Consider the following 23,734-nt stretch of genomic DNA (forward strand, 5'->3'; position numbering starts at 1 on the left):
AGTAAAATGAAGGAGTTTTTTAGAAACCTTCCTATATACTATTTTGAATATTAGAATCGTAAATATAGATAAAGTGAGTCTTCAATCAGTGGGGGCCTTATCCCCACTGATTGGTAGTTTCACCAGTCGGGTTTTTACAGGCTGTTGGATTCCCCACTTTAACACCTTGGTTTTACCTGCTGTTTTGAAGTGGGGGTCTTACAGCCTGTTAATACGGGATAAATGAACATTCCAAAAGTGAAAGGACGATATAGATGGAAAAGACAATTTTAGTTGTAGATGATGAAAAGCCGATTGCAGATATTTTGCAATTTAACTTAATTAAAGAGGGGTACCGCGTTATTTGTGCCTATGATGGTGATGAGGCGCTGCAAAAGGTCGAGGAAGAGCAGCCGGATTTAATGCTTTTAGATATTATGCTACCAAAGCGTGATGGGATGGAAGTTTGCCGAGAGGTGCGAAAGAAATATAATTTCCCTATCATTATGTTAACAGCAAAAGGCTCGGAAATTGATAAAGTGCTTGGTCTTGAGATGGGTGCGGATGATTATGTGACGAAGCCATTTAGCACAAGAGAGCTAATTGCACGTGTAAAAGCGAATATGCGACGTCTAAATGTAATTGCACAAGCGGAGGAATCTGTAGAGGAAACGAACAACATCGTTGTAGGTTCTTTAACGATTCAGCCAGATGCTTACTTAGTATTGAAGCGCGATGAAGCAATTGAGTTAACACATCGTGAATTTGAATTGCTTCACTATTTAGCGAAGCATATTGGGCAAGTAATGACACGTGAGCATTTATTGCAAACGGTATGGGGCTATGATTATTTTGGAGATGTGCGAACAGTGGATGTAACGATTCGCCGACTACGTGAGAAAATTGAGGACAATCCTAGCCATCCTACATGGATTGTGACACGTCGAGGGGTAGGCTATTATTTACGAAATCCTGAACAGGAGTAAAAAAAATGCAAAAAGTAGGTTTTTTTAAATCTATTCACGTAAAGCTTGTTTTAATTTATATTTTATTAATTATTATTGCTTTGCAAATTATCGGGCTGTACTTTTCAAGAGAGCTAGAGCAAAACTTAAAAACAAGCTTTCAGGAATCAATTTTTCAGCGTATTGACCTTGTTCAATATAGCATTCGTGAAGAAATTTTACGTGAACGCAATGATACATCACCACAATTAGAGGAAAGCTTAAGCTCCTTATTGCGTGAATTTTCCACTGGTGATATTTCATCACGCGATATTAAGGAAATTCGCGTAATTGACCATCGCAATCGAATATTAGCAACATCTGAAAGCAATAACCAATCGATTGTTGGGCAACCCTCCACTGACGAGCTTGTACGTAAAGCAATGGCTGCCGAAACATTGATAGATATGATTTACTATGATAACAAAACAAGTAAGCGTATTTGGGTGTTAGCCAAGCCTGTTTTAGATACGGTAGGACCTGATGGCGAAGTAATCGGTATGATTTATATTGAATCAAATATTGAAAAAGTGTTTGAACAAATGAGTGATATTAATCGTATTTTTGCAGCGGGAACGGCAATGTCCCTTATTATTACAGTTATATTGGGAATTTTAATTGCTCGTACAATTACGCGCCCGATTTCTGATATGCGTAAGCAGGCACAGGCGATGGCGAAGGGGAATTTCTCGCGCAAAGTTCGTGTTTACGGTACGGATGAAATTGGTCAGCTCGCTATTGCCTTCAATCACTTAACGAATCGCTTGCAGGAGGCGCAATCTACAACTGAGGCAGAACGTCGTAAGCTTGCAACCGTACTTAGTAATATGACAGATGGTGTTATTGCCACAGATCGTAAGGGGAAAGTAATTTTAATTAATGAACCGGCATTGAATTTATTACATGTTACGAGTGAGGCGATGTTGAATCGACCGATTGCGTCAGTGCTGGGCTTAGACCAAAATTACAGCTTTGAAGATTTAATTCATATGAAGGAGCCGTTGAATCTAAATTTTAGCACACAGGAGGCACCTTATATTTTGCGTGCTAATTTCTCGGTTATTCAAAAGGAAACGGGCTTTGTCAACGGGTTAATTACCGTATTACACGATATTACGGAGCAAGAAAAAATAGATATGGAGCGACGCGAATTTGTATCGAATGTTTCGCATGAACTACGCACGCCATTGACGACGATGCGAAGCTATTTAGAGGCGCTTGCAGACGGTGCATGGCGCGATGAAAATATCGCACCAACATTTTTAAATGTAACGCAAACGGAAACAGAGCGTATGATTCGTTTAGTCAATGATTTATTGCAGCTTTCTAGAATGGATAGTCAAGACTATGATTTAAAAAAGGAATTTGTAGAGTTTAATAAGTTTTTACATCGCATTATCGATCGTTTTGAAATGTCAAAATCTCAAAACGTTACATTTGTGCGCCTATTGCCGAAAACAAGCTATTTTGTAGAAATTGACACCGATAAATTAACACAAGTAATTGATAATATTATTTCCAATGCTTTGAAGTATTCTCCAGATGGCGGAAATATTCGTTTTGGTTTTACCGTGCATGATAATATACTTACAGTTATGGTTTCCGACGATGGAATGGGTATTCCCAAAGAAAATTTAACGCGCATTTTTGAACGCTTCTATCGTGTAGACCGTGCACGTGCTCGCTCAATGGGGGGCACAGGCTTGGGGCTTGCTATTGCGAAGGATATGATAGCGGCACACGGCGGGAGAATTTGGGCAGAGAGCGAGGAAGGCAAGGGTACAACTATTTTCTTCACACTACCATGTGAATTAAATGAAGAGGAGGAATGGGAGTGAAATATATTGAGCATATAAAATCAGTTATCCTATTCCTACTCATCGCACTTAGTATGACATTAACTTTTTTAACATGGAGCTATAAACCGAAGTATCAAACAATAGAGGATATACAGGTTGAGCATGTAACTCTTGGAGAACAAAAAGCACTTAATAAAGTAGTAAAGCCATATCGTTTACTATTTAAAGGTGAGGAAAATTTCACAGGAACTACATCTAGTGCAGTGATTGATACGTTGATGAGCGAGCTTTCTCAGATGGAAGCAAATGATTTAACGTTAATTAATCATAATTTAGCAGAAGAAAAACTAAATGAAATGCTAAGAGCTCCAAATCGCATGACATTATTTTTCCAAGCGGATATACCTATGCCTACATTCGCTTCTATTTTGCCATTCCATGATAAAGAAGACATACCTGAAATGACCTTTGACCGTGTCATTATTGATTGGAGCAGTCTTGCGATAACAGATCAATTGCAGTTTTTATTTATCAACACAGACAATCGTACATTGCATCGCTCTTTTGTGAGGGTACCTGATAAAATAAACTTTAAGAGAAATATTATTGATCGTGCAGTAATATTGGACAGCTACATGGAAATAGAGCGCCCTGGCGCAACATCATTATATGTTTTAATGAATCCGACAGAGATTGTTCCATACACGTATTTGGTAGAATCAATTTCATCCGAGCGATTAAAAAAGATATTATTTACAGACCCAAATATCGTGCAACGCAATATAGAAAGTGCATACTCTGAAAAATATACGGATGCCATGTCACTTATGACATTAGATACACTAACGCAATCAGTTCACTATGTTTATCCTGCAGCTGAAAGCATCTCACCAATTGCAGCATCTGTTTTACTAAAGGACAGCTTAGATTTTCTTAATGAGCATGGTGGAATTACTGCCGATTACCGTTTTGCAGCAATGAATTATCAAAAGCATATAATCGACTATCAAATGTTTTTCAAAGACCTTCCTGTTTATAGTGATACGACTACAACACGTATTTCTACAACATGGGGAGATAATCGTATTTTCCGTTATCGCAGACCTTATTATGTGCTTGATATGATTATTCCTGATGACAAAGCTGCAAAAGAATTAGCATCGGGGCCACGGACGATTGAACATATTCAAACCAATTTAAAAAAGGATTTGAAGGAAATAGAGGATTTAGTAATTGGTTATTATTTAGTGCATGATGCAGGCGCGCAACTATTTACGTTAGAACCAAGCTGGTTTATGCTGACGACAAATGGCTGGGGACGTCTCACGTTGGAGCGAGTAGGAGGTAGTGAATATGGATTGGAATAAAACAAAATCTATATTCATCTTTGTCTTTTTGATTTTGAATATTTTCCTCTATTCGCAGTATGTAAAGAACTACAAGGAAAATCAAAATGTAGAGGTACTCGGGGAAAAAAATATAGAGGCGAAATTAAAGGATGACAATATTACGTATGCAGCTTTGCCTAATAACGTCGAAAAAGCGGCCTATATATCTGGCAAAGTAAAGCTTTTTAACACCGCAGATGCACTGCAAGGAATAAATGAAATGTACCGAGTAGAAGATGAGGATACGCTCATTGTGACGTTCCAAAAGCCTATTAAGCTACGTAATATGGAACAATCAGGATTTCAAGAGTTTATCCAACAGTATATAAATGCAGGTGCTTCCTATACCTTGTGGGATATTAATCGTGAGGAAGGAACTGCAATTTACTTTCAACGTATGAATGACCGGACCCTTTACTATTCATTAAAAGGTCTTGTGAAAGTTTATTTCACCGAGCAAGGCGAGGTTTATAAATATGAGCAAACAATGCTTGAGCAGCTAGGAGAATTAGAGCAACAAAAAAATTTGCTGCCACCAATTCAAATTATTCAAGTATTGTATGCGCGCAATTTTATTAAGCCGAATTCACATATTACGAGCATGAAGCTAGGCTATTCAACATTGTTCCAATTTACGCAAACACAAGTATTCGCACCGACATGGGAAGTACGTGTTCAAACGCAGGAAGGAACAAGTGAAGAATTTTTCGTCAATGCGGTTGAAGGAAAAGTGGTTGATATGCAGCTCGATGTAAAAGCAGTAGAGGAAGAAGAATAAGGGGTTTTGACGATGCGATTTAGTGTTTTAGCTAGCGGCAGTACAGGTAATGCTATTTATGTAGAAAATGATGAGCATGCCTTTTTAGTAGATGTCGGCCTAAGCGGCAAAAAAATGGAGCAGCTTTTCGCTAAAATTGACCGTGATATGAAAAAGCTATCAGGTATTTTAGTAACTCATGAGCATAGCGACCATATTAAAGGTTTGGGGGTTGTCGCACGAAAATATAATGTGCCGATTTATGCCAATGAAAAAACATGGGCAGCAATGGATATGAGCATAGGCAATATTCCAACCGATTTACGCTTCCAATTTGATATGGAGACGATGAAATCATTCGGCACACTGGATATTCAGTCATTTGCTGTGTCTCATGATGCCGCTGACCCGATGTTTTATGTCTTCCATGAGGAAGGGCGCAAGCTAGCTGTTATGACAGATACAGGCTATGTGAGCGACCGTATGAAAGGCTATATTCGCGGAGCAGATGCTTTCGTTTTTGAAAGCAATCATGATATCGGTATGCTTCAAATGGGACGTTATCCATGGAGCATTAAACGGCGGATTTTAAGCGATGTGGGACATGTTTCAAATGAGGATGCAGCTGTTGCAATGAGCGAGGTTGTTTTCGAAAAGCCAACGCAAATTTATTTATCTCATTTAAGTAAAGACAATAATATGAAGGATTTAGCGCGCATGAGCGTTTCACAAACATTGCAATCATGTGGCATTATTACAGGTGAATTTGTCCACTTACATGACACCGATGCAGAGGAGCCAACGAAATTAGTAACTGTATAAAGAGAAGCGTCAAAAAGCCGTGCAGTAGCGGACCTTTTTGACGTTTTTGTTTGGTGTAAGAGGGAAAGGATACCGCCGAATTCAATGTTTTGAACTTTCGAAAAACCCCATTTGCTGAAAGATAATACTGCTAAAGTCAATGTTTAAAACTATAAAAAAATCCACTAACCCTTCTCCACAAAGTAAAATTTTAAAAAAACACCACCGAAAGCGTATAAAATGCCGGCCACTGCACGACATTTTATACGCAACATTTTTATTGCAGTTTTAATTAATTTTCATCTAATTTTAATGTTTCATGTGTATGCTAATAATAACAAATGAACGAAAGGAAGATTTCGATGACGAATTTCGATGAGCATAACACGGAACAAGAACAACTAACACCGCTACAAGAGCGTTTACGTCGAGAAGAATTAGAGGCGCAGAAAAAGCGCAATAAAAAGAACAATGGGGGAAGCAAAGTAGGCTATTTTATGAGTGGACTATCCGGTATTATTGTCGGGGCGCTACTCGTATGGCTTATGTTGCCCTCACTTGTAGGGCAACTGCCTGGCACAGAATCAGCAAATCAAACAGCTGATTCAAGTAACACAAAGATTCAGCAAACTGTAACGGAAGTATCATCGGATGTGACGACCGCAGTAGAGCAAGTATCTGAAGCAGTTGTCGGTATAACAAACATCCAAGAAGTATCTAGTTTTTGGAACCAATCCGTTTCTTCACAAGAAGCAGGAAGTGGCTCTGGTGTTATTTATAAAATTGCTGAAGATAAAGCCTTTATTGTAACGAATTATCATGTCATTGAGGGCGCTCAGCAATTAGAAGTAACTTTAGCGGACGGTACTAAAGAGGAGGCACAGCTTGTCGGTAGCGATATTTGGACAGATTTAGCAGTTGTTGCGATTGATAGCAAAAATGTTACTGCTACTGCTAAATTCGGCGACTCTGACGCATTAAAGCAAGGTGAAACAGTTATCGCAATCGGCAATCCACTAGGCTTAGAATTTTACGGCTCTGTAACGAGAGGAATCGTATCCGGAAAAGACCGCTCGGTACCAGTTGATTTAAACAACGACGGTCAGGAAGACTGGCAAACGGAAGTATTGCAAACAGACGCAGCTATCAATCCCGGTAATAGTGGTGGTGCTCTAATTAATATTGCGGGTGAGTTAGTCGGCATTAACTCAATGAAAATTGCACAATCTTCTGTCGAAGGCTTAGGCTTTTCAATTCCGATTAATTCAGCCATTCCAATTATCGAAGAATTAGAGCAACATGGCGAAGTAAAGCGTCCAGCGATGGGGGTATCACTTCTTGATTTAACGGAAGTGCCAGCCTTCTATCAACAACAAACATTAAAAATACCAGAAGAAATCACAACTGGTGTAGTTGTAACAGACGTAGTGCGCGGCTCAGCAGCAGAAACAGCAGGTGTGCAGCAATATGATGTCATCGTAGAAATGGACGGCAAAAAAATTGAAAATGCCATCGAGCTACGCAAGCATTTATACAATGAAAAAGAAGTTGGCGATACATTACAGCTAAAGGTATATCGCCAAGGAGAAATTGTAGAATTACAATTAACATTAAACAACAGTGCAACGCTATAACTGTGGATAACTACAAGCATCGTCATACACAACAAGTAGGAAAGAAAGTGCGTTCTTTCCTACTTGTTTTTTCTTTGCTACAATAGATTGTGGATAACATTGTGGAGAATGTGTATAAGTTTGTGGAAATTTCAGATTATTGGAGGCGACAAAAAATGAAAAAATTTAGCTGTGAAACTCATATAGATCATGCCTTAGACATGTTTGTAGCAGAGTGTGAAGATTTTCCCATTATGGATAAACTAAATAATAACGAAAAGTTATCCACAAAATGTGACTACTGTGAAGAGCAAGCTATATATATTGTATCAAGTAAATAACTTTACACAATATATTGAAATGACTTGTTGATATGTGGATAACTTTTGTGGATAAGATGTTTGTAAATGAATTGTAAAGGTGGATAAGCTGTGAATATAACAATCATTTCTGTAGGCAAGCTAAAAGAAAAATACTTAAAAATGGGCATAGACGAATACGCTAAACGCCTAAGCAGCTACGCAAAAATCGACTTCATCGAAGTACCTGACGAAAAAGCCCCCGAACAGCTATCAGACGCCGAAATGGGGCTCGTCAAAAAAAAGGAAGGCGAACGCATCCTCTCAAAAATTCAAGACGGCACTCACGTAATCGCCCTCGCCCTCGACGGCAAAATGAAAACAAGCGAAGAAATGGCCACCGACCTCGACGCTTTGATGACATACGGCAAAAGCAAGGTCGCTTTTGTAATTGGCGGGTCACTCGGCTTGCACACAGATGTGCTAAAGCGCGCAGACGAAAAGCTCTGCTTCGGCAAAATGACCCTACCCCACCAGCTAATGAAGCTCGTACTAGTTGAGCAGATTTATCGGAGTTTTAGGATTATTAAGGGGGAACCGTATCATAAATAGGTAATGGTTTGAGGTGAAATATAAGCCTCGAAGTAACAGCGATTGTGACTTCGAGGCGGTATGTAATGCAGAATCCGTTAATGGATTCTTTGCATTTTCAGGTAAGTGTGCTATGAAGGAGAAATGTATATTCTTCAGTTCCTTTTTAGTTGCTTCAATCTTCTTGATGGAAGCTACAAGTAAATCACGAAACTCCAATGGTTCTAAGTGGTCAGCTAATTCGAGAAACTCCCCAAGTTGATTTTTAATAAATTCAGGTGAAACGGGCTTCATTGCTGTATGATTGTTCGTTTCATTCTGCTGAAGCTTGAATAATTCATTTTGTGCCTCGGAAATTTCTGTTCGAATTTCATCCATACGTTCCTTTGCTTCTTCGGGGGTGAAAAGGTCAGACCCCATTTCAAATGCTTCTTGAATTCTCTTTTTACGGAGTTCAAGCTCCGCAAGGCGTTTTTTGAACGTTTCCATTTCTTTTGATTGTTCAGTGAAGTTAGGGTGTTTTTTCATTTGTGCATTAATCCGTTCAGTGATTTGTTCAATCATAACATCCGATGATAGTACATTTTTAAGTCTTTCAAAAACAGCCTTTTCAAGCCAATCTGCATTGATTAGATTTGGATTGCATACTGTTTTACCTTTGTTGTGGTATTGGCCGCATGCATAATATCGTGCTTTAGTTCCATTTTTTCTTTTTGCTCCATATACGCTGGTCATGTAGGAACCACAATCAGGACATTTAGCAAGGCTTGTGAGCGGGAATTTACCTGAGTATTGTCGTGGTGTGCCTGTTGCACGCATTTTGCGAAGTGCTTTCGCTCTTTCCCAAGTGTCTTCGTCGACAATCGCTTCGTGAATTCCTTTTGCAAGAATATAATCAGGGTTCTTCCCCTTTCTCCTCTTGTTTTCCCAGTCAATGACTTGATTGAATCGAATATATCCCTTATAAACTGGGTTGTCCAAAATTGTTGATACTGAAACAATAGAAAAATGTTTTCCCTTTTTAGTCCGTTTACCGATTTGGTTAAGGTAGTTTGCTATTTTCTTTGTCCCCCAACCTTGATTGGCATATTTGTCAAAGATCAATTGAATAATTTCTGCTTCTTCTGGAACAACAACTAATTTCTTTTCAACATTTTTATAGCCCAAGACTATTCCACCGTTCCAATGTCCTTCTCTTGCACGTTGCGACATGCCCAATTGAACGTTCTCTGCTAATTCCTCCCGTTGGTATTGGGCTACGGAGGCTAAGATATTAAATTGAAGGTTTAAATGTGCAGTACCGTATTCGCCTTCTTTGATGCTAATGAAACGGACATTTGCTTTTGTAATCTTATCAGCAAGTTTCAATGAATCATGGAGTGACCGACTTAATCTGCTAACTTTATATGTGATAACAACTTGAATATGCCCGTTTTCAACATCTTGCATCATTCGAAGTAAGTCTTTCCTACCAGCAATTTTTTTCGCACTGATACCCTCATCAACATAATATTTGATGTCAATATTCTCTCCAAACAATCTATATGCCTCTTTTGTACCTTCCTCACGTTGAGCATCCAAAGAATATCCTTCCTGAGCCTGCTTGTCTGTCGAAACCCGAATATAAATTCCAATTGTCATTTTGTTGTTTTTCATAATTAAGCACCTTCCTTGTATTGTTTTTGATTGTTTTTGCGAATAATCGCTTGAAAAATATGTTTTGCAATTGTATCCAATGGATCTGGATGAGGGGACCATTCAGGTCTTTTGCCATTTTGATGACGGCTTATCAAGGTATAATCTGTGTTTTGAATTGTTGTGGTGTACTTCATGTGGAAATCCTCCTTGAATAATTTACTATGGGCACTCACCTCGAAGTTTCAAGAACATTTGAAAGTTCCTAAGTCCACGCCTATCATATAACGTATAGGATATACTGCGGGTGAATGACCTTGTTGCCTATAGTATACGAAGCAAAGATTCGATAGTGGTATTAAATTTTAATACTCTTTTAGGGAGGGAAAATTATGAAAGAGAACGATATTGGGTTGGTTATGGAATACCTTAAAATTGGTTTGGTAGATATTTGGATTGACGAATTATATGCAACAAAAAATGAAAAAGATGGCTTTAAGTATGGATTGGAGAAAGAAGAGTTACTTCAAATAGAAGAATTGGTGAAAAGTGATGAGGGTCGTACGAAAACAATTGGACAGTTTCTTAATGAGAAGCTTTATGAATTGCAGATGACCCAAAGTGATGTGGCAAATAGGTCAGGTCTAACTAAAGGCGTTATCAGTAATATCATTAATGGGCGACATAATCCATCGAAATACAAAATGGTGAAAATAGCGATTGCGATGAAATTAGATGTGGATGAAACAGTCGAATTTTTAGAAACAATGGGTTATAAATTCAATAAAACTCTCAAAGATAAAATCATTTTTGCCTGTTTGAATTTGGGGATTACCGATATGATCAAAATTGAAGAAGCATTAAATAAAGTGGTTGATGCGAATGAGTCACTCTTTGCCTAATGTGTGAACAGTTTTCCAACAATGGGAAGCTGTTTTTCTTTTGCTCGAACATGCTCGAACTAAAAAGCGGTTTTCAACCTGTTGATCAATCATTATAGTAGGGGTAAGAAAGGGAATAAATATGACTTGGGTTGGGAACAGGAAACTTACCATGAAGTATTGGTGCAACAGGTTTTGTCTCTCCCCAACCTCTTTCCCTCTTAGATAGAGAAAAACAGGAGGTATGAAAAATGATTCACACATTTAAAATGTATGTACCGATTCACCACAGCGAAGTACAAAATATCCAACGACGATTTGGAATAACGTATAACACTGTCAGTGAATATTTTGAAGGAGCTTATCCAGGCGTGTCTATTGTTATTATTAATGCGGGAAGTGGTGATTGGCGTTTATCATTTGTCGTCGATGCTATCAAGTTATTGGAGAAGTCGAATATTACTGAAGCTGACTATCCTATGCTTGAACAAGAACTTAAAGAAATTATGTTTCAAATACTTGGGCACTCCGCTTATTACAAGGAGCATATCCTAACAAGAATTGATTACCGATACGATGTAGTTATGGCAAATGCAGCGGAGCGACATTTGCTTATAGCCCTATACAGAAAACTGACAAGATCTCATCGTCATCAAAAGAGGTATCTGGGGATAGCAAAAAAAGGTGAAAAGTTCAATGCCTACGAAACAACTGTCTACCATTCTTCTAAGTCAACCCAGGCTGTGGTATACCTAAAGGATGAAGAGAGGGAAGCAAAAGGCATTGAGCCAGAAGAACACGAAAAAAACGTAGTTAGATATGAAGCGAGAGTGCTGAATGGACACTTGAATTATATGTCTAAAGAAACCACCCAAAATAACCGTCCAAAGAAATTGTGGGCTTATCTGAAAGAAGATATATTCATTGAATACTTTACAAAATACTTCTCCTCCATTTATCATCCTTGCGACTTTTATAAATTAGACGAATCAAGAAGTATTATCCGTCAATCCGCTTTATCCTCATCAAATAAAGAAAAACTAATCAACTTCCTTAAATCGGTATCATCATTTGACCTGGATACTCCCCTTAAAACGATGACTAAATCTACAAGAAAGCGACGATTAGAACTTCTGAAAGAACTTGGCATAAACCCCGTTTCAATTCCCAAAAACTATCCGAACGCTCCTTCTGCAATGAAAAACCCTCTTGATAAATTCCCTTGGAAAATGAATGCAAAATAATATTTAGCCATTGCTTAAAGGGAAATAAATATAATTCCACACTAAAAGCAAATTGAATTTATTGGAACGAATGTTTGTTAGCATAAAGGCAATGATTGACGGTTTGTAATCTAAAAGTACACGCAGTATAGTGACGACCGCCAACAAAGTTATAACAAGGCAGGGAAAAATCTACAATACTGTAGTCAACAAAAAAACAGGGGTCGCAATGTCGATGTAGAAAGAAAGGGTGAGGGTATTTGAAGAAAGAAAAAGAAGGATTACCAGTCAATAAAAAAGAGCGGGCTGTTTCATCCAAGTTTGCTGTTTTGATCAGACAAGAACGACTGAAAAAAGGCTATAGTTATGCTCAGCTTGCGGAAATGATTGACTCGTCGGCAAGTTATATTCATCGGCTTGAAAAGTATGAGAAAAGAAATCCATCTATTTCTCTATTCGTGTTGCTCGCTGAGGCATTGGAAATCAATATTTGGGACATGTTACAAGTAGCAATTCAAGGGGAAAATTCGGATATTAAACCTGTTGAAAATGTTCTTATTCAAAGTAATTACTCCCTCAAGGATGTAAAAGAAGTGTCAATAGATGCAAGAGCCTGTTTTATAGACATCGTTGACTACATCGTAAATAAAATGGACAAGAATTGTGATTTTAAGGATTTGTTGCAGGTGGCAGAAATGATTCGGAGATTTCATGAGATTCTGGAAGAGGAAAGGTTAAAGGAAGGGGCGTGAACAGCCTCTTCCTTTCTTATCTATATAGGGGGAATTTAATGTGAGTAAAAATGGTTCGATAAAGGAATTTATCTTCAACTTGATATTAATGAAAAACCCATCCTTACTGTCACTCTATATCAATGGTGAATATCAATTTATTGAATTAGAACAATACTACCAGCAAATGTACATTGATATGTACGGATGGCAAGAGAAAAACAACGTACCTATTTATGTTGAAACCCAGCTAACTTCTTCAGATCCATCACATTTAGAAAAGGTGAAAAGAATTATTGAAACGATTAATGAAGGGATTGTCATTTGGATTGCACCAGAATTTAATGAAGAACATGTAGAGAAACTTTATAATCTGCTTCATTTCCGTATGGCAAAACCAATTAACTTGCTCACTGTCACTTTTAATGAAAGTTACCTGCCTTATATCGACCAGTTAGACCAGAGACCTCAAATAGAAATTTGGAACAAAATAAGTACACAGCAAATTCTACTACCCGTCATGGATCTGCACCGTGCAATTGAAATCATACCGCCTACCTATCAAGGCGTAAACGAGAGTGATGCAGCGGATGCTGTAACAACGATTAAAGGGGCCAACAAATACTTTTTGCAGTGTTTAAAACATAAAGTCCCTTTTTACTTGAATGTACATCGTTCAAAAGCGAACTTAACGAATCGCCAAATTGTTTTCGGGGCAGGGCGGGCAGGACTGGACTTTGTAGTATGTTTAGATGATTTGCAAGGTAACTGCTTCATTAAGTTGAGAATTTCAAATGATAAGCATTGGTCACTTTACGATAAAATGAAAAAAGCAATTGTCCAAAAGGTTAAGTGCGATTCAATTGTAAGTAAGAAAAATGAAGTAATATTATTTTTGCCAAACTCCTTGAATATGATTGAAAAGATTCAAGCAACTGTTCAGTTGTTTGGAGAAATTATTACGATAACAGCTCCAATGATCTACAACCAAAAGGGAGCATGAGGTATGTAGGCTCTTCACTTAAATTAAGTGGGGGCTTTTTTCTTTTGGGGAAATAAAGTCTGACGTACGGAAAGGCAGAGGAGATTTCTTCCTCCACCTCCCTGTGCTATAAGACAGTATTTGAAGCAATTAAATTATATCAAGAGTATCGTAGTTAGTTTTTCATTTTATTTTTATTCAATGTCGATTATCTTTTTTCACTAAAAGCAATATTATTAGTTGACGCAGGTGTTTGAAAGTCATATGATGTATTTAACATAATTAATTCAAATATCATATTTAAATTTCAATCGGAGGTGTAAAATGTTACTTGGTGAAATTGCAGAGGTAAAAACAGGGCTCGTGTTAAGCCGAAAGAAAGCGGAAGTAGATTATGAAGTACAAGCAACATACGATCTTCTAACGTTAAAAAACATAACAGAAGATGGCGTTATTCAAACTGATTCCTTTGACCAGTTCAAAAGTAATGACATTTTAGATGATCATTACTTCACCAGTAAAGGCGATGTACTGATGCGTCTTAGTCAGCCGAATATGGCAGTATACATTGACGAAGAAAAGAGTGGACTATTAATTCCCTCTTACTTTGCAATACTAAAGGTTCACCACAGTGATTTCCTACCTCAATATGTTGCTTGGTATTTGAATTCAGATAAAGTGAAGAAAGAATTGGAACGTTCCCAAGCGGGAAGTCGTATACCAAGTATGAACCAAAACGTAATGAATGGATTGCCTATTGCTAAATTATCGTTAGATAAACAAAAGGCATTGGTTGACATGTGGAAACTTCATTTGCGGGAGAAAACATTGTATCAGCAGTTAATAAAAGAAAAAGAACAATGGTTTAAAGGAATATCGAATTTCATTATTAATGGGACATTAGAGGAGGAAACAGTATGAGTGAACAAGTGACACAACAACAGATTAACCAGGTTTTATGGGAAGCCGCCGATACGTTTCGGGGGAAAATAGACTCCAGTACATATAAGGATTATATTTTGACGATGCTTTTCATCAAATATTTAAGTGATGCATACAAAGAGCATTTGGAAGAATATACGAAACGTTATGAAGGCGATGAGCAACGTATCAAGCGGGCTTTATCAAGGGAACGTTTCGTATTGGATGAACATTCTACATTCGATTACCTTTACAGTAACCGAAATGATGCAGAAATTGGACAAATCATAAACAAAGCATTGGAGCATTTGGAGGATGAGAATACAGCCAAGCTTCGGGGGGTATTCCGCAATATTGATTTTAACAGCGAGGCGACATTTGGGAAAACGAAAGAACGTAATGCAATGCTGCGGGCATTATTGGAGGATTTCAATAAGCTGACATTGAAGCCATCCGTCGTCGGCAACGAAGATGTCATTGGTGATGCCTATCAATTTATGATTGAGCGTTTTGCGTCTGACGCTGGGAAAAAGGGCGGCGAATTTTACACACCAACAATGGCATCTGAACTACTTGCCCGCCTTGTAAAGCCACAAGAAAACGATCGTATTTACGACCCAACTTGTGGGTCTGGGTCTTTATTGATAAAGGTAGCCAATCAAGTGCCGAATAAGAAGGTTGCTATCTATGGACAAGAACGAAATGGTGCAACGCATTCACTGGCTCTAATGAATATGTATCTTCATGGTATTGACGATGCCAAAATTGAGTGGGGGGACACATTGGCGAATCCACTTCACTTAGAAGACGGAAAACTCATGAAGTTCCAGGCAATCGTCGCTAATCCCCCATTTTCATTAGATAAATGGGCAATGGGCTTTGCGGGGGAAGGCAATACGGACAGCAAATTCAAAATGGAGGCAAGTCTTGACCCACACCGCCGCTTTGAATGGGGTGTACCGCCAACTTCAAGGGGCGACTTAGCCTTTGTGCAGCATATGCTTTATTCGTTGGCGGAAAATGGTCGAATGGCAACAATCCTTCCACACGGGGTATTATTCCGAGGTTCCAGCGAAGCAAAAATTCGTAAGCAAATTATCGACATGAACTTGTTGGACGCTGTGATTGGCTTGCCTGAAGGTCTATTTTATGGAACAAGTATTCCTGCTTGTATCCTTGTGATGAAGAGAGATCGTAAACGAAAAGATGTTCTTTTTATTGATGCATCGGGAGAAGAACATTACGAAAAGGGCAAAAACCAGAACAAGTTGCGTGAACAAGATCTTGTAAAAATTGTAGAGACATATGAGAACTATAAAGCGGAAGATAAGTATTCCTATGTGGCTACACTTGAAGAAATCAAAGAAAACGACTACAACCTGAACATCCCACGCTATGTCGATACATTCGAAGAAGAAGAGCCTGTTGATATGGCACAAGTAAAGGAAAATATTCAAAATATCAAGCAAGAGCTTACGGAAGTGGAAGAACAGATGGAGAAGTATTTGCAGGAATTGGGACTTTGATTGCAAGGCGGTTGTCAAGTATCACTTGACGACAAAAAAGTCTTGCATTTAACTATTCGGGATAACCGAAGTGTTCAACAGATGGTTTTTTCAGTTTCCAACTTGAACTTGTAAGAATTACTTACAAGTTCATTGGGAATTAAGTGTAAAGGGGGATTTTAAATGGCAGACATTGAAAAATATAGTGAACATACCTTTGAGGAATACAAGCATGTCAATGAGTTTGGAGAGGATTTTTGGTTTGCAAGGGATTTGCAAGTCGTTCTCCAGTACACAGAATGGAGAAACTTTATTAAGGTTATTGATAAAGCAAAATCTGCTTGTAAAACCAGTGGTAATGATGTTTCAGACCATTTTGTTGACGTCAACAAAATGGTCCATCTCGGTTCAGGATCACAGAGGGAAGTGGAGGATATCATGCTTTCACGTTACGCATGTTACCTAATCGTCCAAAATGGCGATCCAAAGAAAGAAGTGGTTGCGTTAGGACAAACTTACTTCGCAGTGCAAACACGCAAGCAAGAGTTGCAAGAGGAGTTTGAATCGCTCGATGAAGATAAAAAGCGATTAGCCATTCGAAATGAATTAAAGGAACATAACAAATCGCTGGCAGAAGCGGCCCAAAATGCTGGAGTGGAAACACCTGTAGAATATGCTATCTTTCAAAATCATGGCTATAAAGGATTATACGGTGGTTTAGATCGAAATGCGATCCATGCCAAAAAGGGTTTGAAAAAGAGTCATCAAATCTTGGATTATATGGGAAGTACAGAATTGGCCGCGAATTTGTTCCGTGCTACACAGACAGATGAAAAACTACGACGGGACAATGTTCAAGGCAAAACAAATGCATACAAAACGCATTTCGAAGTCGGAGCAAAAGTACGACAAACGATAGAAGAACTTGGCGGGACTATGCCAGAGGACTTGCCTACTCCTGAGAAGAGTATTAAGCAGATTGAGAAGCAAGAACAGAAGAGAATTGAGGAATGAAAAACGAAGAAAGCAATTATCAGTCTAAGAAACTCACAAGGATAAATTAGTCGAATAGTAGGAGGGATAAACGAATTGGGTGAATTATTACAGGGAAAACAAACTATGTGGTCACAAAAAAAAGTTAAAGATATTGCTCCTTTACAAAGGGGGTTCGATTTGCCAGCAACTAAACTTCAAAATGGAAAACACCCCGTATGCTATTCAAATGGGATAGTAAATTTTCATAATGAATTTAAAGTTAAGGGACCAGGAGTTTTTACTGGTAGGTCTGGAACTATTGGAAATGTTTTTTTCGTAAACGAGGATTTTTGGCCACATAATACAACACTTTGGGTCACCGATTTTAATGGTAATGACGAGAAATTTGTTTATTATTTCTATCAGCATTTGGATTTGAAGAAATATAACGCTGGGACAGGCGTGCCAACTTTAAATAGAAACGATGTCCATGACTTAATGGTCTCGATACCAGATGATATTAAAGAGCAACAAAAAATCGCCTCCATCCTCTCTACCTGGGACAAGGCAATTGGGCTGAAGGAAAAGTTAATTGAGCAGAAGAAAGAGCAGAAAAAAGGGCTTATGCAGAAGTTGCTGACAGGTGAAGTGCGGTTGTCTGGGTTTGATGAAGACTTTAACCTTTTTAAACTAAATCAAATATTAAAGATACGTCATGGAAAAGACCAGAAGAAGGTAGAAAATGAAAATGGTCGCTATCCAATTCTTGGCACGGGTGGGCAAATAGGAAGAACTGATCAATTTCTTTATAATAAAGAATCCGTGCTAATTGGGAGAAAAGGTACTATTGATAGACCCTTCTATATGGACAAACCATTCTGGACTGTGGATACATTATTTTATACAGAGATTAACGATGGGTTTCATCCGAAATATATTTATTATCTGTTTACTCGGATACCATGGAAAAAATATAATGAAGCTTCTGGTGTTCCGAGTCTAAGTGCATCAACCATTGGAAGTATTCGAGTTTTAGTTCCAAGTTATCAAATACAGAAAGAAATAGCACAAATACTCACGAAGATGGATGAGGAAATTGTGCTATTGAGACAAGAGATGCAATTACTAAAAGTACAGAAAAAGGGTCTTATGCAGAACTTATTAACAGGAAAAGTACGAGTAAATATCTAATCTATTTTTTCTTTTTTCAGGGCAGATACGGAGGTGGGGAAATGCCAAGGGAAACGTTATTTGATGAACGTACGATAAGCCAACAGCCAGCAATTGATGTTTTGCAAGGGTTAGGCTATCAATACATGAATACCGTCCAAGCAGAAGCGATGCGGGGGAATCTCTATGAAGTTCTGCTGAAAACAGTATTGGAACAGAAACTTCGAGAGTTAAACAGCTACGAATATAAAGGAATCTCTTATCAATTTAGTGAGACGAATATCCAGCAAGCCATTCGTGATTTAGATGAGGCATTAACAGATGGGCTTGTAAAGACGAATGAGAAGATCTTTGAAACACTGCTGTTAGGGCGTAGCTATACGGAATTTTTGCCTGATGGCTCTAAGAAATCGTTTACGATACAGTTTGTCGATTGGGATAACATCGAAAACAATGATTTTAATATAGTTGAGGAGTTTTCGATCGAAAGGCAAGATGGGAAGGGAACAATCCGTCCTGATATTGTTTTATTTGTGAATGGGATTCCTTTTGGCGTGATTGAGTGCAAAAAGGCTTCTATCTCCATGCAACAGGGCATTAGCCAAATGATCCGCAATCAAGGGAAAGACTATGCCCCCCAGCTATTCAAGTATGTACAGATTGTCATGTCAACGAATAAAAATGCAACCCAGTATGCAACATGCAACACGCCGAAAAAATTCTGGTCAATTTGGAAAGAAGAACAGGAAGACTGGTTGCAGGGATGGTTGGATAAAACGGTTCACGATCGCCTGCCGACGATGCAGGATAAAAACATTATCTCGTTATTCCATCCTGAACGTTTGCTTGAACTTACACAGTTTTTCACGCTATTTGATAAAGATGTGAAGAAAGTAACACGCTACCAGCAATACTTTGCTATAAAGGAAATTTTGAAAACAATTGAGATCCGAGATGAAAATGGCAATCGGCAGTCAGGTGTTATTTGGCATACACAAGGTTCGGGGAAAAGTTTAACGATGGTTATGCTTGCGAAGTATGTGCTTTCGGAGTTAAAGGAATTTAACCCTCAAGTAATCGTTGTCACTGACCGTGTGGAGCTGGACAAGCAAATCCATAGTACGTTTAATCATACAAGGCTTAAAGCAAGCCGTGCGACAAAGGGAAGTCACCTTGTTGAACTGATTAATGATGGAAATGTTGATATTGTCACAACGCTTGTCCACAAATTTGATATGGCCGCAACGATACAGAAACCAATTGAATCAAAAGATATTTTCATTCTCGTTGATGAATCGCACCGCTCACAGTACGGTGAGCTTCACATCAAAATGAAAAAAGTGTTCCCGAATGCATGCTATTTAGGATTTACAGGGACACCTCTCATGAAAAAAGAAAAAAGTACGATGATCAAATTTGGAAAACTTATCCATACCTATACAATTGCGGATGGCGTTAAAGATAAAGCAATTGTTCCGCTTCTTTATGAAGGGAAAATGGTCGATCAAACGGTTAATCAAAAGGCAATTGATAATCGGTTGGAAATGATTACTCGTCATTTGAATGATGAGCAAAAGCAAGAAGTGATGAAAAAGTGGAGCCATTTTGAGCGAATTGCCTCGTCAAATCAGCGGATTACCATGATTGCTTTTGATATCAATCAGCACTTCTTGAATAACTATAAGACCCAAGGCAGCCAGTTCAAAGGAATGTTGGCAACGAATAGTAAAATTGAAGCCATACGATACTTAGAAGCTTTTGAAGACCTCGAAGACTTGAACTGTGCCGTAGTCATTTCACCACCCGATCAGCGGGAAGGACATGATTCCGTTGACGGGGAGTCGAAAGACAAAATTCAGGCCTATTGGAAAAAGATGATGGATCGTTACGGTACACCTGAAGCGTATGAAGATGCCATTAAAGAAGAATTCATTCATGGAGATGACATTGATCTTTTAATTGTCGTTGATAAGCTCCTAACAGGCTTTGACGCACCAAGAGCCACGGTTTTGTATATAGATAAGCCCATGAAGGAACACACGCTTCTACAAGCTATTGCAAGGGTCAATCGCCTGTATGAAGGAAAAGATTACGGGTTAATTATTGACTATCGTGGATTGCTTGAAAAGTTGGATGAAGCACTTGAAATGTATTCGGGGGCGGGGCTTGAAAACTTTGATCCGAATGATTTAAAAGGGGCAATTTATGATGTAATTAGTATCATCGGTCAGCTCCGTCAAACACATTCTGATTTAGTACAAATGTTTACGTCTATTCGAAACAAGAGGGATATTGAAGAATATGAAGTATCCCTTGAGGACGAAGAACGTCGAAATGCATTTTATGATGTCCTTAGTAAATTCGGACGAAATGTCGGTATTGCATTGGAGTCGGAGAAAGTGTACAACGCCCTTCCACCTGAAGAGCTTCAAACATACAAAAAGGATTTGAAGTTCTATCAAGAGCTTCGCAAAAGTGTCAAGCTTCGTTACTCCGATACGATTGACCATAAGGAATACGAAGCGAAAATGCAAAAGTTGATGGATAACTATATTTCAGCAGAAGAGGTTATCCGTATTACGAATCCCGTTGATATTCTCAATGAAAAACAGTTTGAAGAAGAAATTGAACGCCTTGGATCAAAACGTGCAAAAGCAGATGCCATTCGGACACGCTTGACGAAAAGTGTCAATACGAAATGGGATGAAAACCCTGCTTACTATAAACGTTTTTCTGAACGAATTCAAGAAGCGATTCAAGCTTATAAGGAACAGCGAATTTCTGAGGCTGAGTATTTGAATTCGATGAAAGCTATTATGGAAGAATATCGTCGTGGGGAACCTGTTGATGATTTTCCTGGTGTTATTAAAGAAAATGGCAATGCACAAGCGTTTTATGGCGTGACAAAGGATATTCTCAGTGAAGTACATGAAAATACCGTCAGCTATGACACAATGGGTGAGCTGGCTTTGAAAATGGATGAGATCATTCGTGAATATACAAAGAGGGATTGGCACGATAATTTAGAAGTGCATAATCGGATTGCTCAGGAATTAGACGACTTATTGTATGACTTTTCCAAGGAACACCAAGTAGATATTAACTTGGATCAGGCAGATAAGATCATTGAGCAAATTAAAACGGTAGCACTTAGACGTTATTAAGGACGTGAACAACTAATGGAAATGCACCAAGTCCAATATGGTTCAAAGTGGATAGAATTCGAACTGGAAAGAAAAAACGTCAAGAACGTCAATCTTAATATCAAGCCAGATATGACCATAACTGTATCTGCAAATGATGCTGTTCCCCTTACTTTTATCTATGATTTTGTAAAAGGAAAGGGACCTTGGATTACGAAACAGGTAAAGCAATTTGAAGAGGTTCAACCATACAAGCAAAGTGAACGTGAATATGTAAGTGGTGAGTCATTTAAGTATCTTGGCAAGCAGTATCGTTTAAAGGTACAGGAAGCAGAAGAGGAAGCAGTAAAATATTTTAGGGGTTTTATTTACTTAATTGTGAAAGACCGACATAACGTCAGCAGGAAAGCGAAACTAATGGACGAGTGGTATCGTGAAAAGGCAAATCGTACATTTCAGCAACTATTGGATAAGTTGTACCCGCTTGTTGAAAAGTATGGCGTTGAAAAGCCAATGATTGATATGCGAGTTATGAAGGCACGTTGGGGTTCCGCCTTAGTCGAATCAAACACCATTTTACTTAATTCGGAGCTAATTAAAGCTCCAAAACACTGTATTGAATACGTCATCTTGCACGAAATGATACACTTTAAATACAACAACCACAGCGACAGCTTCTACAACATGCTCTATGCCCTTATGCCTGACTGGGAAAAACGAAAGGCGATTTTGGACGAAGAGATTGTAAAAGAGCTATAGGCAGCCGAGTCAAAACAACCAGATAAACACAACAAAAGGCAGTTCCTACATGTATTTTTGTAATACAGGACTGCCTTTTTTGTATAGTTATTTAGTTTGGGAAGGATATTGGTCTACAAAACCCAGCAGGAGTTGGGCAATAATATCTTGGATTTTAAGGTGGGGAAAATGCTCATCACATGTTTTTACAAACTGCTTGTAGAGATCGTCTGAAATACGGAAGTTTTTCGTGGCAATTTTGGAGGAAGAGTGAAAAATACGCTTGTCCAGTATGAAGTCATTATTGTCTTTATGTCGCTCAATCAATGACTTTAAGAGAGCAAAGTTGGATTTTATATAAGTTATCTCTTCATCATCCGATTGTGGCATAGCGGTCAATAATCCCTCATCACGAACGAACTTGTAGTATTGATTGTCACGTTTGATATAAACATAATCATCTTCCTGCATCAGTTTAGTAAACGTGGAGTATTTCATGCCAAGATGATCCGCCACCTTTTGTAAATCAAAACCTTCCTTTTTGAGTAGGTCATTGACGATTTTTACCCGTTGCTTGCTACTTATTGTAGGAAAATTGTTGTTGTTCATCGGTACACCTCCTTGTTTTTATTATTATAGTTGTGTGTTTATTGTTTATAACTAAAATCATTGTAATACCTCATTATTAAAGAATATTAAAAGGGGGAACGGCAAATGAAATATTTTGCGGAGAGAAATAACCAGCTTTCGGATAATTTTTCCATAGACTTAGAAGACTTAAAAAGGTATTTTTACCAGACTTATAGATATTTTGAGGAAAAGAGTTATTTCGAAGTGGCTTATAAAGGAGTATGGATATATGAAAACTTTAAAGAAATTCAAATCCTTCCTCCGTCAATGTCACCCTCGCCAGACATTTTTTTTATTAATCATTTAAGAAGTGACGAGGTGTACCCAATCTGGGATCATCATGAAAGTTACAATGAGGAACAGTTATTTACTGTTATTGAAATTTTGTACGATCATATTTGTGTATATGATTATAAGCAAAAAATATCCGATAAAAACAATCCCAAAGAAGAGTTCGCTACCCATATGAACAATCTATTAAGATTTTATAAAGGGGGCTACTACTTGGATGTTAAGCATGGTTTTATTATGGAACAGCCAAACGATTCATTGTTTGCCTTATTAAAAGAAGAGCCTCCGAAAGAGATGGGGGCTGGAGTAATTGAACAATTAAAAACAGCTATGCGAATGTTTTATAGGTATGATGCAAATGGAGAATCTCAGAAGAAGGCTATCAATATATTAGCGGATGTATTAGAACCTCTTCGAGAAGAGTTAAAAAATCTACTTAATAATGAATATGAAATTAACAAAAATAAGCATGACAAAATCATTTTCGGGATAGTGAATGATTTTAATATTCGACACAACAATGAGAAACAGCTAACAGAGTATAACAAAAGTATTTGGTACGAGTGGATGATGCATTATTACACAAGTGTTATTTATGCATACTACAAGTTGAAAAGTGAGATTTCATAAAAATGTTAAATGCAGTGACTAACTTCAAATATTAATTGAAAAAAAGGG

22 protein-coding genes are annotated in these 23,734 nt (G+C 38.1%); 19 read left to right on the top strand and 3 right to left on the bottom strand.

The features are described from left to right. Window positions 1-254: 254 nt before the first annotated feature. The 8 genes from yycF (at window position 255) to rlmH (ending at window position 8,252) form a co-directional block, all read left to right on the top strand. Entirely contained in the window at window positions 255-965 is a 711-nt protein-coding gene (yycF, locus tag MHB51_RS11965; protein ID WP_107943553.1) for a response regulator YycF, read from the top strand. A gap of 5 nt (window positions 966-970) precedes the next feature. Beyond that, entirely contained in the window at window positions 971-2,821 is a 1,851-nt protein-coding gene (gene walK / locus MHB51_RS11970) for a cell wall metabolism sensor histidine kinase WalK (RefSeq protein ID WP_066168574.1), read from the top strand. Next, on the top strand, window positions 2,818-4,149 hold the full coding sequence (yycH, locus tag MHB51_RS11975) for a two-component system activity regulator YycH (RefSeq protein WP_066168577.1): 1,332 nt from the start codon (window positions 2,818-2,820) through the stop codon (window positions 4,147-4,149). The genes walK and yycH overlap by 4 nt, the downstream gene beginning before the upstream one ends. Then, the gene (gene yycI / locus MHB51_RS11980; protein WP_342558223.1) at window positions 4,136-4,948 is read left to right on the top strand and encodes a two-component system regulatory protein YycI; all 813 of its coding nucleotides are present in this window, start codon (window positions 4,136-4,138) and stop codon (window positions 4,946-4,948) included. The genes yycH and yycI overlap by 14 nt, the downstream gene beginning before the upstream one ends. A gap of 12 nt (window positions 4,949-4,960) precedes the next feature. Beyond that, window positions 4,961-5,749 (top strand): MBL fold metallo-hydrolase, encoded by a 789-nt coding sequence (locus MHB51_RS11985; RefSeq protein WP_342558224.1) that lies wholly within the window; start codon window positions 4,961-4,963, stop codon window positions 5,747-5,749. A 341-nt stretch (window positions 5,750-6,090) separates the two neighbouring features. Then, window positions 6,091-7,362 carry a trypsin-like peptidase domain-containing protein gene (locus MHB51_RS11990; protein WP_107943551.1) on the top strand — a complete coding sequence of 424 codons (1,272 nt, stop codon included), beginning with the start codon at window positions 6,091-6,093 and terminating at the stop codon, window positions 7,360-7,362. Window positions 7,363-7,517: 155 nt separating this feature from the next. Continuing rightward, window positions 7,518-7,682, top strand: coding sequence for a CxxH/CxxC protein (locus MHB51_RS11995; RefSeq protein ID WP_107943550.1), 165 nt, complete (start codon window positions 7,518-7,520; stop codon window positions 7,680-7,682). Between the two features lie 90 nt (window positions 7,683-7,772). Next, window positions 7,773-8,252, top strand: coding sequence for a 23S rRNA (pseudouridine(1915)-N(3))-methyltransferase RlmH (gene rlmH / locus MHB51_RS12000; protein ID WP_342558225.1), 480 nt, complete (start codon window positions 7,773-7,775; stop codon window positions 8,250-8,252). Here the strand turns inward: rlmH and MHB51_RS12005 are convergent. Beyond that, window positions 8,193-9,887, bottom strand: a complete 1,695-nt coding sequence (locus tag MHB51_RS12005; protein WP_342558226.1) for a recombinase family protein — start codon at window positions 9,885-9,887, stop codon at window positions 8,193-8,195. The genes rlmH and MHB51_RS12005 overlap by 60 nt on opposite strands. Window positions 9,888-9,889: 2 nt before the next feature. Beyond that, window positions 9,890-10,063, bottom strand: a complete 174-nt coding sequence (locus tag MHB51_RS12010; protein WP_342558227.1) for a hypothetical protein — start codon at window positions 10,061-10,063, stop codon at window positions 9,890-9,892. A 195-nt stretch (window positions 10,064-10,258) separates the two neighbouring features. Between MHB51_RS12010 and MHB51_RS12015 the strand changes: the two genes are divergently transcribed. The 10 genes from MHB51_RS12015 (at window position 10,259) to MHB51_RS12060 (ending at window position 22,156) form a co-directional block, all read left to right on the top strand. Then, window positions 10,259-10,768, top strand: coding sequence for a helix-turn-helix transcriptional regulator (locus MHB51_RS12015; RefSeq protein ID WP_342558228.1), 510 nt, complete (start codon window positions 10,259-10,261; stop codon window positions 10,766-10,768). A gap of 230 nt (window positions 10,769-10,998) precedes the next feature. Further along, complete coding sequence (locus MHB51_RS12020; protein ID WP_342558229.1) at window positions 10,999-11,991, top strand: hypothetical protein; 993 nt, start codon at window positions 10,999-11,001, stop codon at window positions 11,989-11,991. A gap of 239 nt (window positions 11,992-12,230) precedes the next feature. Continuing rightward, on the top strand, window positions 12,231-12,722 hold the full coding sequence (locus MHB51_RS12025; protein ID WP_342558230.1) for a helix-turn-helix transcriptional regulator: 492 nt from the start codon (window positions 12,231-12,233) through the stop codon (window positions 12,720-12,722). Window positions 12,723-12,762: 40 nt separating this feature from the next. Then, entirely contained in the window at window positions 12,763-13,704 is a 942-nt protein-coding gene (locus MHB51_RS12030) for a hypothetical protein (protein WP_342558231.1), read from the top strand. A 303-nt stretch (window positions 13,705-14,007) separates the two neighbouring features. After that, complete coding sequence (locus tag MHB51_RS12035; protein ID WP_342558232.1) at window positions 14,008-14,604, top strand: restriction endonuclease subunit S; 597 nt, start codon at window positions 14,008-14,010, stop codon at window positions 14,602-14,604. Further along, window positions 14,601-16,130 carry a type I restriction-modification system subunit M gene (locus tag MHB51_RS12040; protein WP_342558233.1) on the top strand — a complete coding sequence of 510 codons (1,530 nt, stop codon included), beginning with the start codon at window positions 14,601-14,603 and terminating at the stop codon, window positions 16,128-16,130. Before MHB51_RS12035 ends, MHB51_RS12040 begins: the two co-directional genes overlap by 4 nt. A 162-nt stretch (window positions 16,131-16,292) precedes the next feature. Continuing rightward, window positions 16,293-17,123: a DNA damage-inducible protein D gene (dinD, locus tag MHB51_RS12045; RefSeq protein ID WP_342558234.1), complete on the top strand. Its 831-nt coding sequence runs from the start codon at window positions 16,293-16,295 to the stop codon at window positions 17,121-17,123. Window positions 17,124-17,198: 75 nt separating this feature from the next. After that, window positions 17,199-18,275 (top strand): restriction endonuclease subunit S, encoded by a 1,077-nt coding sequence (locus tag MHB51_RS12050; RefSeq protein ID WP_342558235.1) that lies wholly within the window; start codon window positions 17,199-17,201, stop codon window positions 18,273-18,275. A gap of 41 nt (window positions 18,276-18,316) precedes the next feature. After that, the gene (locus tag MHB51_RS12055) at window positions 18,317-21,418 is read left to right on the top strand and encodes a type I restriction endonuclease subunit R (RefSeq protein ID WP_342558236.1); all 3,102 of its coding nucleotides are present in this window, start codon (window positions 18,317-18,319) and stop codon (window positions 21,416-21,418) included. Between the two features lie 15 nt (window positions 21,419-21,433). After that, complete coding sequence (locus tag MHB51_RS12060) at window positions 21,434-22,156, top strand: SprT family zinc-dependent metalloprotease (protein ID WP_342558237.1); 723 nt, start codon at window positions 21,434-21,436, stop codon at window positions 22,154-22,156. Between the two features lie 87 nt (window positions 22,157-22,243). Here MHB51_RS12060 and MHB51_RS12065 read toward each other — a convergent pair whose 3' ends face one another. Continuing rightward, a complete protein-coding gene (locus MHB51_RS12065) occupies window positions 22,244-22,744 on the bottom strand; it encodes a hypothetical protein (RefSeq protein ID WP_342558238.1) in 501 nt (166 codons plus the stop codon). 105 nt (window positions 22,745-22,849) lie between these two features. Here MHB51_RS12065 and MHB51_RS12070 point away from each other — a divergent pair, with 105 nt between their 5' ends. Next, window positions 22,850-23,686: a hypothetical protein gene (locus tag MHB51_RS12070; protein ID WP_342558239.1), complete on the top strand. Its 837-nt coding sequence runs from the start codon at window positions 22,850-22,852 to the stop codon at window positions 23,684-23,686. Window positions 23,687-23,734 lie beyond the last annotated feature (48 nt).

The sequence above is a fragment of the Metasolibacillus sp. FSL K6-0083 genome, from assembly GCF_038630865.1.
GTDB lineage: Bacteria > Bacillota > Bacilli > Bacillales_A > Planococcaceae > Metasolibacillus > Metasolibacillus fluoroglycofenilyticus.